The sequence below is a fragment of the Paracoccus sp. (in: a-proteobacteria) genome (assembly GCF_030538755.1).
Classification (GTDB): domain Bacteria; phylum Pseudomonadota; class Alphaproteobacteria; order Rhodobacterales; family Rhodobacteraceae; genus Paracoccus.
Window position 1 is genome coordinate 61,057 of the sequence record NZ_JAUNTJ010000016.1, and the last position, 11,181, is coordinate 72,237.

15 protein-coding genes are annotated in these 11,181 nt (G+C 65.7%); 5 read left to right on the top strand and 10 right to left on the bottom strand.

Annotation, left to right across the window (positions count from 1 at the left end):
- The first annotated feature begins 9 nt into the window (after nucleotides 1–9).
- The 5 genes from Q4G14_RS10900 to Q4G14_RS10920 all read left to right on the top strand — a co-directional run bounded on the left by Q4G14_RS10900 (nucleotide 10) and on the right by Q4G14_RS10920 (nucleotide 3,817).
- Nucleotides 10–429: a Fur family transcriptional regulator gene (locus Q4G14_RS10900; protein WP_303361770.1), complete on the top strand. Its 420-nt coding sequence runs from the start codon at nucleotides 10–12 to the stop codon at nucleotides 427–429.
- Nucleotides 430–479: 50 nt separating this feature from the next.
- On the top strand, nucleotides 480–1,646 hold the full coding sequence (locus Q4G14_RS10905; protein WP_303361771.1) for a homoserine O-acetyltransferase: 1,167 nt from the start codon (nucleotides 480–482) through the stop codon (nucleotides 1,644–1,646).
- A gap of 63 nt (nucleotides 1,647–1,709) precedes the next feature.
- Complete coding sequence (locus Q4G14_RS10910) at nucleotides 1,710–2,084, top strand: YigZ family protein (RefSeq protein ID WP_303361772.1); 375 nt, start codon at nucleotides 1,710–1,712, stop codon at nucleotides 2,082–2,084.
- Nucleotides 2,081–3,142: an SGNH/GDSL hydrolase family protein gene (locus tag Q4G14_RS10915; RefSeq protein WP_303361773.1), complete on the top strand. Its 1,062-nt coding sequence runs from the start codon at nucleotides 2,081–2,083 to the stop codon at nucleotides 3,140–3,142. The genes Q4G14_RS10910 and Q4G14_RS10915 overlap by 4 nt, the downstream gene beginning before the upstream one ends.
- A gap of 144 nt (nucleotides 3,143–3,286) precedes the next feature.
- Complete coding sequence (locus tag Q4G14_RS10920; protein WP_303361774.1) at nucleotides 3,287–3,817, top strand: GNAT family N-acetyltransferase; 531 nt, start codon at nucleotides 3,287–3,289, stop codon at nucleotides 3,815–3,817.
- Here the strand turns inward: Q4G14_RS10920 and Q4G14_RS10925 are convergent.
- The 10 genes from Q4G14_RS10925 to Q4G14_RS10970 all read right to left on the bottom strand — a co-directional run.
- Nucleotides 3,814–4,401, bottom strand: coding sequence for a DedA family protein (locus Q4G14_RS10925; RefSeq protein ID WP_303361775.1), 588 nt, complete (start codon nucleotides 4,399–4,401; stop codon nucleotides 3,814–3,816). The genes Q4G14_RS10920 and Q4G14_RS10925 overlap by 4 nt on opposite strands.
- A complete protein-coding gene (locus Q4G14_RS10930) occupies nucleotides 4,398–4,784 on the bottom strand; it encodes a hypothetical protein (RefSeq protein ID WP_303361776.1) in 387 nt (128 codons plus the stop codon). Before Q4G14_RS10930 ends, Q4G14_RS10925 begins: the two co-directional genes overlap by 4 nt.
- A 27-nt stretch (nucleotides 4,785–4,811) precedes the next feature.
- Nucleotides 4,812–5,099 (bottom strand): hypothetical protein, encoded by a 288-nt coding sequence (locus Q4G14_RS10935; RefSeq protein ID WP_303361777.1) that lies wholly within the window; start codon nucleotides 5,097–5,099, stop codon nucleotides 4,812–4,814.
- Nucleotides 5,096–5,302 (bottom strand): hypothetical protein, encoded by a 207-nt coding sequence (locus Q4G14_RS10940; RefSeq protein WP_368661358.1) that lies wholly within the window; start codon nucleotides 5,300–5,302, stop codon nucleotides 5,096–5,098. Before Q4G14_RS10940 ends, Q4G14_RS10935 begins: the two co-directional genes overlap by 4 nt.
- 13 nt (nucleotides 5,303–5,315) lie before the next feature.
- The gene (locus Q4G14_RS10945) at nucleotides 5,316–6,887 is read right to left on the bottom strand and encodes a nitrite reductase (protein ID WP_303361779.1); all 1,572 of its coding nucleotides are present in this window, start codon (nucleotides 6,885–6,887) and stop codon (nucleotides 5,316–5,318) included.
- Nucleotide 6,888: 1 nt separating this feature from the next.
- The gene (gene nirJ / locus Q4G14_RS10950) at nucleotides 6,889–8,112 is read right to left on the bottom strand and encodes a heme d1 biosynthesis radical SAM protein NirJ (RefSeq protein WP_303361780.1); all 1,224 of its coding nucleotides are present in this window, start codon (nucleotides 8,110–8,112) and stop codon (nucleotides 6,889–6,891) included.
- 10 nt (nucleotides 8,113–8,122) lie between these two features.
- On the bottom strand, nucleotides 8,123–8,623 hold the full coding sequence (locus Q4G14_RS10955) for an AsnC family transcriptional regulator (RefSeq protein WP_303361781.1): 501 nt from the start codon (nucleotides 8,621–8,623) through the stop codon (nucleotides 8,123–8,125).
- Entirely contained in the window at nucleotides 8,620–9,102 is a 483-nt protein-coding gene (locus Q4G14_RS10960) for an Lrp/AsnC family transcriptional regulator (protein ID WP_303361782.1), read from the bottom strand. Before Q4G14_RS10960 ends, Q4G14_RS10955 begins: the two co-directional genes overlap by 4 nt.
- The gene (locus Q4G14_RS10965) at nucleotides 9,099–10,091 is read right to left on the bottom strand and encodes an AsnC family transcriptional regulator (protein ID WP_303361789.1); all 993 of its coding nucleotides are present in this window, start codon (nucleotides 10,089–10,091) and stop codon (nucleotides 9,099–9,101) included. The genes Q4G14_RS10960 and Q4G14_RS10965 overlap by 4 nt, the downstream gene beginning before the upstream one ends.
- A gap of 5 nt (nucleotides 10,092–10,096) precedes the next feature.
- Nucleotides 10,097–11,181, bottom strand: a 1,085-nt coding sequence (locus tag Q4G14_RS10970; RefSeq protein WP_303361783.1) for a cytochrome D1 domain-containing protein, incomplete at its 5' end; no start/stop codon positions are given.

An 11,181-nucleotide genomic window follows, 5' to 3' on the forward strand; every position in this document is an offset into this window, starting at 1 on the left:
CACGTCACCATGGACAAGGCTCGGGCAGAACGGATGGAACAGGCGCTGCGTGATGCGGGCGTGCGGGTCACGCGGCAGCGCGCGGCCTTGCTGCGGGTGCTGGCCGCCGTCGATGACCACCCCGACGCGACCGAGCTGCACGCGCGGGCCGAGGCGGCGGGGGCGGGCGTTTCGCTGGCCACGGTTTACCGCACGCTGACCACGCTGCGCGCGCAGGGCGTCATCGACAAGCTGGAGTTTCAGGGCGAACCGGCGCGGTGGGAGCCTGCCGATCAGAAACACCACGACCACATGATCGACGTGGACAGCGGCGCGGTGATCGAATTCACCGACGACCGCATCGAACGCCTGCAAGCCGAGATCGCGGCGGAACGCGGATACGAGATCGTCCACCACCGGCTGGAGCTGTATGTGCGGCGGCGGACTTGATCGCGGGCGGCCAAGGCTCTTAGCTGGGGCCGAGGAAACCGGAGGATCATATGCGCCACTCTCTTGCCATGCTGCTGTTGACCGTCACGCCTGCCTTTGCGCTGGAGGGGCTGGTGGAAAAGCAGGAATTCACCCTGACCGATTTTCAGACCCGCGGCGGTGAAACCATCCCGGAAATGCGGCTGGGGTATGAGACCTATGGCACGCTGAACGAGGCGCGCGACAATGCCATCCTGATCCCGCATTTCTTCAGTGGCACCAGCCATGCGGCGGGGAAATACGCCGACAGCGATCCGGCGCCGGGTTACTGGGATGCGATCATCGGGTCGGGCAAGCCGATTGATACGGACCGCTTTTTCGTCGTCTCGGTCGATACGCCGGTGAACCTTGGGGCGCATGATCCCAATGTCATCACCACCGGCCCGGCCACGGTGAACCCGGCGACGGGGCAGCCGTGGGGGATGGATTTCCCGGTGATGACCATCGGCGATTTCGTCGATACGCAAAAGGGGCTGATGGATCAGCTTGGCATTGAAAAATGGCACGCGGTCATGGGGGCATCCATGGGCGGGCTGCAAAGCTATGAATGGGCCGCCAGCTATCCCGACCGGCTGGAACGGGTGATTCCGGTCATCGCCTCGGGCTATGCCAATGCCGATCTGATCGCATGGCTGGATGTCTGGGCCGCGCCGATCAAGGTTGATCCGAACTGGAACGGCGGCGATTATTACGGCGGCGACGCGCCTTTGGCCGGGCTGTCGGCGGCGCTGAAAACGCTGACTCTGCACGCGAATTCCGCTGAATGGGCCAATGCCAGCTTTGGCCGCAGCCCAGCCGGCGACAGCGCCCCTCAGGCTAGGGACGGCCAATTCGCCGTGCAGGCGGCGCTGGATGCGGCGGGGGCCGCGCGGGCGCAGATCGCGGATGCGAACCATTTCCTGTATCTGGTCAAGGCCAATCAGCTTTTCGTTGCCGGCCCGTCCGAGGGCGGGATCTATGACGGCCTGCTGGCGATCGAGGTGCCCGCGCTGCTGATCTATTCCGAGGACGACCTTGTGTTCCCGCCCGATGCGGTGCGCGAAACCGCCGCGATCATCGGCAGCGACGGCACGCCGGTGCAGACGGTGCGGATCACCGGCGGGCGCGGTCATCTGGACGGGGTGCTGCACATCGGGCAGGCGGGCGAACAGATCCGCGCGTTCCTGAACGCCGAGTAACGCGACGGCCCCGGCCTCTGTGCCGCCTTGATTTCCGGTGCAATAGCGCGCATCTGCCTGCACATGACAGGCAGTCTGCGCATTTACGACAAGATCATCTCGGACCGGGGATCACGCTATGCGGTTTCGGGCGGTGCGGCCCGCGACCGCGATCAGGCCGGAGCGCTGATCGCGGAACTGCGCCGGAACAAAAGGTTCGCCAAGGCCACGCATAACACCTGGGCCGGTATTCTATCGGGCGAACCCGTCAAGGATGACGACGGCGAAGCCGGGGCCGGGGCGCTGATCCTGCAAATGCTGGACCGCGCGGGCGTGGCGGATCATATCGTCATCGTTACCCGCTGGTATGGCGGCAAGCATCTGGGCGGCGACCGCTTTCGCCATGTGGCCGATGCGGTGCGCCATTATCTGCGCGAAACCGGGCAGGGCACGGCATGAAGATACGGGTCGGGATCGCGGGCACCTCGGGGTCGCTGATGCAGGACGGCTGGACGCAGGCCCTCGCCCAGCCCGGCAGCGGGTTCGAGATCGTCGGCAATGCCTCGCTGGGGTCGTCCCATGCGGCGATGCTGCCCTATCGCCTGCCGCTGCTGGACGATGTGGCGATGGATGTGCTGATCGTCGATCTGTGCGTGAACGAACAGCGGGCGCAGAACCGCAACCTGCATGACCCGGCGCAGACGGCGGCGCTGTTTGCATGGCTGCGCGGCTGGTGCGCCGACCGGGGCATTCTGCCGGTGGTGCTGATCCTGCCGCATGTCGCTGTGGCGGGGCTGCGCCATTCGGCGGTGCGCGACCATTGGGCGGCGATGTGCCGGGCCGCTGGCCTGCCGTTTCTGGACGGCTATCGCCTGCTGCGCCACGCCTGCTTTTTCGGGGAACGGGCGCCGCGCCATTTCATGTCGGGGCCGAACCACCTGAACCCGCGCGGGGCCAGGATGACCGCCGAGGTTCTGATCGAGACCCTGACCCGGTTTCTGCATCAGGCGCAGATCGGTGCCGAGCAGGGCAGCGCGCATGATTTCCGCCACGTCCACCTGAACGGCAAGGTTCAGCGCATCACCTCGCTGATGACCGAGCATCTGCACCGGCTGGTGATCGGCGACACCCTGCGGGCCGAGACGGGACCGGGCGATCTGGTCGGGATGGTGCTGAACATGAACGCCAGTTGCGCGGCGCTGGTTGTCTCGGGGCAGGATATGCGGGTCAAGCGGCTGGATTCGCCGCATGCCCGCGCCGATTCCACGCCCGCGATGGTGTGCTGGTCGCTGCTGAACCCGGTGGCGGCGGCGGATGACGGCTTTGTGCTGTCGGTGCAACCCTCGCGCGAGATGTCGGGGCAAGAGGACAACGACCACACCGACCCTACCCGCACCGCCGAGGTGGCCGAACCTGCGGTCGAACTGGCGGGCCTTGTGATGCGCGGCCCCGCCCGCCCGCGCCGTCTGGTCATGGCCAGCGGGGCGGAACCGGATCTGCTGCGCCTGCTGGACTGACGCCGCCGCGCACCGTCACGTTACGTCGCGGCAGGGCCGAAAGCCTTGATCCACGGGCGGGGATGCCGCATCATCGCTGCACTGCCGCATGGTGCCCGCGTTGCGCGGTTCATGGCACCGACCCTTGTTCTGGACAGGGCTGCAATGGATCAGAAAGACGATGAAAACGGTGGCTATCTGGTGCTGCCCTCCAGCGCCGAGGTGACGCATGGCCATGACCTGCGCCTGCGTGGGCTGGTGGCCGAGGATCAGGCCCAACATGCCGCTCACCTGAAACGCCTGTCGTCTCAGGACCGCTATTCCCGCTTTCAGGGGGTGGTCAGCGATGAAACGATCGACGCCTATTCCAGCCGTCTGGATTGGGACACGGTGCTGATCTTTGGCGTGTTCGTCGATGGCACCCTGCGCGCGGTCGGCGAATTGCTGGGCGCGCCGGGGGATCGTGACGCCGAAATCGCCGTCTCGGTGGAAACGGAATATCAGCACATCGGTCTGGGCAAGCAGTTGGTGCTGGCCATGGTGCTGGCCGCCCGCGCCACCGGGGTTGAGCGTATCGTCATCAGCTTTTTGTATGATAACAACGGGATGCGCGGTCTGGCGCAAGACATCGGGGCCGAGATGGAATCGATGGAGGGCGTGACCGTTTCCGTCAAGACCATGCCCGCGCCGCACTAGCCGCCTTCGGTCCGCAGCAATCGCAGCAACCGCCAGCCAAGCACGCCGACCAGCGCGGCGGCGGCAGCAAAGCCCAGCAGGTGCAGCGCCATCCCCGACGCGGCCTCAAGATTGCCGGCAAAGCTGTAGCCAAGCGCCAGATACATCGCCACCCAGATCAGCATTCCGGCAAGACTGGCGGCGGTAAAGCGCGCCCAGCCAAGCCCCGCCATCCCGGCGGCAAACGTCACCCAAGGCCCAAGCGCCGACACCAGCCAGCGCGACAGAAACACCGCCAGCCCGCCGCGCCGGTCCAGCATCGCCTGCGCCTTGCTCAGCGCGGCGGCGCGTCTGGTATTGCCGCCGCGCAACAGCCCGCCGCCACGCCGCCCGATCTGATAGGCCAGCTGATCGCCCAGAAACGCCCCCGCCAGCGTGCCGATGGCGCATTGCAGCGCCGCCAGATCGCCCGCCGCGACAAAGCCCCCCGCCGCCAGCAGCAGGATCGACGACGGCGCAGGCAGCGCAAGGCAGGACAAAAAGGCACAGGCCGCCAGCAGCCAGACCCCATATTGCGGCACAAGTCCCAGCAAGGTTTCCGTCATCGCGCCGGTCCCTGTTGCGGCGGGTGGCGTTCGGCCTGCAACTGCGCCACGGCGGCATTGACCCGCGCGATGACCTGCTCGGGCGGCACCCCCTGAGCCTCGGCGATTTCGCGGATGGTCAGCGGGCGCGGATCGGGGCCGGGCAGGTTGGCGATGCGGTCAATCTCGCGCGGGGGGACGCCCCAGCTATGCCCGACATAGCCGATGGTCATCCACGCGCTGACGGGTTCCTGACGGTGATTCTGCCAATAGATGAAATTGCGGGTAAAGGTGACGGCAAAGAACAGCATCGCCGCCATGGCCAGTGCAAAGGCGGCGATCAGCAGGGGATGGCGGCGGAACATGGCCAGCATGGGCACCTCTTGCGCGGTTGCGCCCATCATAGCGCCGCCGCGCGCCGGACAAAAGCGTCAGCGGTTCAGCCGGAACTTGTCCGCGACGGCCCCGGCCCCGGCCCCCATGACCATGCCGACAAAACCGGGCAGCAGCACGAAATAGATCGCCACCGAGCGCCGGATTTCGGCATCACCCAACAGCGGCTCGCGCGTGATGAACCAGCCCGCCAGCCCAAGGATCGCGCCCGCAATCAGCGCCGCCCACAGGATGCCAAGGCCCATCCGCCGGGCCGCCACAAAGGCGATCAGCCCCGGCACGACCAGCGAAACGGTGGCCAGAATCACCAGATAACCGGGGTTCATTCCGCCGCCTCGTCCATCAGATGCCGCACCCACAGCCCCGCCGCCCATGTCGCCGGAACGCCAAGGATCAGCCCGCCGATCACCGATTGCACCGGCGTCAGGCTGCCCCAATCCATCTTGGCCCCGATCAGCGCGAACAGAAACAGGTTGATCGCCACCGCTGCCGCCGTGAACGGATACAGCAGCAGGGCCAGCTTCCACACCGGCCAGCGACCGTCAGTGGCTGGTTCCGTCGGAGAAGGTGATTTTGTTCCAGACATTATACTTTCCCGAAGGCTTGCGCATGGGCAGGCGGTTTACTTCTTCCAGCGTGGCGGCATCGTAAACGATCACCGCGCCATCGTCTTCCCAGATCGACACCAGCGCGTATTTGCCATCCTTGGTGAATTCGGTATGGGCGACGGTCTTGCCCGGCGCAGGGTCCAGCGTGCGGATGATTTCCAGCGTTTCCTTGTCGATGATGTGCATCTTGTCCTTGTTCGGGCCAAAGAACACATCGGCCCAGACATAGGGGCTGGTTTCATGGCTGCGCAGGAAAAAGCCGGGGCCGTCGGTTTCGATGGTCTTGACCAGTTCCCAGGTGTCGATGTCGATCACCGACAGAACGCCTTCGTTCAGATGCGGCGTGGCCATGACACGACGACCGCCGCTGTCCCATGTGATACCCGATCCCAGATGCGGCATGCCGGGCAAGGGCAGTTCCGCAATCTCGCGGCCCACGTCCAGATTGACGACCACGCCCTTGTCACCCTCGCGGTTGGTGCCGATCAGATGGCGATAGTCGGGGGTGAAGAAAAAGTCATCCAGCGGCTGTTCGATCACGATGCGGCGGCGGGCAAACAACCCCTCCTCTGCGCCCACAGCCTCGACCGCGCCGGGCTGATAGTTGTGAACGAAGCCCTCGTAAAACGGCCCCGAATCCTCGGCGGTGCCGATTTCCCAGATTTCGGGCGCATCCTTCAGCGCAAGAATAAAGCTGTTCCGCTGCGGGGCCTGATACACGGCAGACACGCGGCTGGTGGTCTTGTCCTTGGCGATGATCGGGATGACGCGGGCCGGGGTCAGATCCTCGGTGGACAGAATGGTCAGCGTGTGCGGCAGATAGTTCGCCACCGCCAGCCATTTGCCATCAGACGACATGGCGATGTTGCGGCTGTTGACGCCGGCGCGCACCCGCCCCACCTCGGCCAGCGACCAGATGTCGTATTTCTGCACCCAGCCATCGCGCGCCATCACAAAGACATAGCGCCCGTCGGGGCTGAACTTTGGCCCGCCATGAACGGCAAAGGGCGTCTCGAACCGATCCAGAACGGTCAGCCTGTCGCCATCCAGCACGCTGATATGGCTGTCGCCGGTCTCCACCGCCAGCGTGATATTCATCGGATCGGCGTCGAACAGCGGCGCATCGGCGGCAACATAATCGCCCCGCATCTCGCGGCTGGCGGCGATGTCGGCCTCGGTCCAGTCGGGAACATAACCCAAGGGCTGCTGGATATAGGCGACCAGTTCGGCAATCGCCTCGGGCGTCAGCACATCGGCATAAGCCGCCATCTGCGTGGCGGGGCGGCCCTGGGAAATAACGGCCGCCAAAGCCTCGGGTTTTTGCCGGCCCAAAGCCTCGGGGATCAGCGCCGGGCCGGTCGCGCCCAGCCGGTTTTCCGCATGACAAACGGCGCAATGTTCGGCGTAATCCGCCGCCGCATCGGCCCATGCGGGCGCGGCGATGGCCAGAAACACCAAGGCCAGAGCTTCCTGTTTGCCCAAATACGCATTCTTTGGGCGCAACATATCAAAAGAACTGATGCGCTGGATCATGGCTTTTGCCCCGGAAAGGCGCGTTGGTCAGGCGGTCGTGATCTGCATCGACGCCGATTTCCGCATTGGTCAGGTAACAGGCCGGATCTTCGGCCCAGGGGTCGCCGGTCAGTTGCAGCGCGCGGATGCGGGTGTTGCCGCCGCAGACCGACTGGAACGCACAGGCCCCACAGCGCCCCTTCAGCGGGCGCGGGCGGGTGCGAAGGGTCGCCAGCATCGGGTCATCGCCGGTCCACCAGGCGCTGAAGGGCTTTTCCTTGACGCTGCCGACGGTGTAATCCGACCAGTAGGTGTCGGGGTGAACCTTGCCCTGCGGGTCGATATTGGCCACGCCCACGCCGGATGAATTGCCGCCCCATGCCTCAAGATGCGCGCGCATATGCGCGACGCGATCCGCCGGAAAGCGGCTTTCGGCCCAACGCAGGAACCAGACCGCATCGGCGTCATTATTGCCGGTGACGATTTCCAGATTGCGGCCGTTTTCCACCGCATCCCACGCCCGGTCCAGCACCAGATCCATGGCGCGGCGGGTGTGGTCGTGGGCGGTGTCCTCGCCCCGGTGCTTGTCGCCGCGTCCGGCATAAACCAGATGCGACAGATAGAACTTGTCCACGCCCTCGGCCTCGCACAGATCCAGCATGGCACCCAGATCATGGCTGTTTTCGCGGGTGATGGTATAGCGCAGGCCAACCTTGACCCCGCGGGCCAGACAGGCGCGCACCCCGGCCAGAGCGTCGGCATAGGCACCCTCGACGCCCCGGAACCAGTCGTTCACCGCCCCGATCCCGTCCAGCGAGATGCCGACGTAATCGAAGCCCAGATCCGCCACCCGCGCGGCATTGTCGCCGCCCAGCTTGGTGCCGTTGGTGGACAGTGACAGGTGGCGGAAGTTCAGTTCCTTGGCCTGCTCCGCCAGTTCCCAGAAATCGAACCGCGACAGAGGCTCGCCGCCCGACAGGATCAGCGCCGGGATGTTGAACGCCTTCAGATCGTCCAGCACGCCCATGGCCTGTTCATGCGTCAGCTCGCCCGGAAAGACGTTGTTCGACGATACCGTGTAACAGTGGCGGCATTTCAGGTTGCAGGTGCGGGTCAGGTTCCAGATCACCACCGGCTTGACCATGCCGCCCGGTGCCGCGCGGCGGCGCACCGGGGTCGGGTCCAGCAATTGGTGCATGTATTGGCTCAGGCGAAACATATGCGCCCTTTCATTTGTCGCGGGCCAGACGCAGCCCGGTCTTTTTCAGAATCCGCGTCGAATACAGAATATCCGAGGCGCGGCAGGCATCGCCCAGAATACCGGCGATCTGCTGGCGCTGCGCCTCGACCGTTTCGCGGTCAGGGCCGTGGATCATGGCGAACAGGTTATAGGGCCAGATGGGCCGGGCGCGCGGGCGCAGATAGCTGTGCGTCACAAAGTCCAGCGCCCCGACCTGTTCGCCCAGTTCGATGGCGCGGTCGTCCTCAACATCCCATACGCTCATCCCGTTGGCGGTCATCCCAAGCGCATAGTGGTTGGGCGCGATGGCGATGCGGCGGATGATGCCGCGATCCTGAAGCCGCTGCACCCGCTCGATCACCTGATCTTCGCGCAGGTTCAGCCAACCGGCGATTTCCGCAAAGGGGCGGGGGACCAGCGGCAGACCGCCCTGCGTCGCGGTCACGATGCGCCGGTCGATCTGATCCAGCAGGGGCGGCATGGCGTTCATGCCTGCACCCGGAAGCCGATAAAGAATTCGTGTTCCTTGGGAAACATCAGGACGCGCAAACCTGTCTCCTTTTCGATGCGGCGGGCGCAAGTGCGGATGCCCGCAGGCGTTTCGGTCGCCAGCACGAACCACATGTTCAGCCGGTGGCTGCGTTGATAGTTATGCGCAACCTCGGGGTGCGCATTGACCAAAGTCGCCACCTCGTCAAATTTTTCGGCCGGCACCTCGATGGCGCACAGGCAAAAGGCACCACCCATGGCCGCCGCGTCATAGAACGGGCCAAAGCGGGTAATGGCACCGATGTCGCGCAGCCGCAGGATGCGCTCGATCAGGGCGGTTCCGTCGATGTCCAGCGCCGCCGCCGCATCGGCAAAGGGCGTGGGCGAAATCGGAAAGCCGTCCTGCAACTGGTTGATGATGCGGCGGTCGGTGTCGTCCAGCGCATCGGCGGGCAATGTGTGACGGATCGGGCGTGTCATGCTGTCGGCCTGTCCCCGGCGGAAATCAGCGCGCCGGTCTGTTTGAAGCAACGGGTTGAGAAAAGCACTTTGTGGTCCGCGCCGGCCAGTTCGGGCAGGGCGCGGGCCTGATCCAGCACCATCAGCGCATCCGCGCGCGAGCGGGCGTGGATCATGCAAAACAGCGGCCAGTCCCAGACGCCGGGCACCGGGCGGCGGCGATAGGACAGGGTGACGCCCGGCGTCGCGGCCAGCGCGCGGCCTGCGGCGTCGATGCGGGATTCCGGCAGACGCCAGACCACCATCGCATTGGCGCGATAGCCCAGACGGCGGTGGCGCACGATCACGCCCACGCGGGTCAGCAGCCGCGCCCGCGACAGCGCGGCGATCCGGGTAATCAGCGTTTCCTCGTCGCGGCCCAGACGTGCGGCCAGTTCCGCAAAGGGGCGCGGCACCAGCGGCAGCCCGTTGGACAGCGCGTGCATCAGGGGGCGGTCATCTGGCCGCAGCTCTGACATATCGGCGGGCCGGTCGGGGGCCATCGCGCGGGCCGGGCCGTTCAGGCGAAAGCCGAGGTCGATGTTATAGGGCGTGACCAGCGGCAGCGACAGTACCGGCAACCCCGAGGCGGCCTTAATCCGCGCCAGCGATGCGGCCAGTTCACCCGCATCGGGCGCGGTGGCGACGAACCACAGGTTCCAATCGTCTTCGCGCAGGTAGGAATGGTTCACCCCCGGTTCGGCGCTGACGATGGCGGCGACCTGCTCGATACAATCCGCCGGGATCGCCAGAGCGGCAAGGGTCGAGGCCCCGGCGCAATTCGGGCGGCAGGTGGCACCGACGCGGGAAATCTGCCCGGCCTTTTGCAGCGCGTTCAGCCGGGCGATCGTTTCGGACTCGGTGATGCCCAGAACGGCGGCGATGGCGGCAAAGGGGCGCGGCACCAGCGGCAGGTCGCGCTGAAATTCGTCCATCAGCCGCAGGTCGGTGGCGTCGGTGATCTGGTCCAGCATGGTCACAGCCCCAGCCGATAGGCGCGGTCGGTAAAGAAGATGCCCGAAGGCGCCTGCGCCGGGATCTCGCCGATGACCTGATAGGTGCGGGTGTCGCGGATCTCGATCCGGTTTTCGTCGCGCACCGACAGCCAGACCTCGCGCCCGCGGGGGGTGAACTCCATATGCAGCACGCCGGGGCCGGGGGTCAGGGTCTGGATGACCTGATGCGTCATGGTGTCGATCACCTGCACGGTGTCATTGTCGGGCGGGGCAAAGTTGACCCAGATTTCGCGCTGATCGGGCCGGGCCAGCGCAAAGATCGGCTGGCCGTGCAGATCGGTGCGGCCGGACTCTGTCAGCGTCGCGGCATCGACCCACAACAGTTGATGCAGCCCGACGGCGGGCAGGGCAAAGCTGTCGCCCGCCAGCGTCCAGCCTTGCAGATGCGGCATCTTGTAAACCGGCAGATCGTCCTGATCCTTGCCGTAATCGGGCAGAAAGCGCACCGGCTGCGGATCATCGGCCCACAGGTCGATCGCGGTCAGGCCCTTTTCGCCGAACAGCCCGATGATATAGGTGCGCCCGTCACCCGCCAGCAGCGCGTCATAGGGGTTGGCGCCCACGTCCTCGAACACGGTGATTTCGGGGTTGGCGGGGTCGGCGGAATGATCCAGCAGCCAGGCCTGCCCGCTGTCCCATGTCGCGACGATAAAGCGGCTGCCCGGCACATCGGCCAGCCCGACGGTTTTCGATTCCATCGGCACATCGGCCACCAGTTCCAGCGTGTCGGCGTCGAACACCTTGACTCCGCCGGGTTCATAGTTCGACACGGCGACCAGCCGCCCGTCATCGGAAATCGCCCCGCCGATGGCATTGCCGCCCTGAATGATGCGGCCCGCGATGGTCTGCGTGGTCAGGTCGATCCTGGTCAGCCCGCCGTCGCGGCCAAAGACATAGGCGAACCGCTGGTCGGGGGAAAAGGTCACGCTGGCGTGGGACAGATCGCCCAGACCCTCGATCCGGGCCAGCACGTCGCGTTTGGTTTGCGAGACCACCAGAACCGATCCGGTGGCGCGTTCGATCACCACGCCCATTTCGCCGGTGG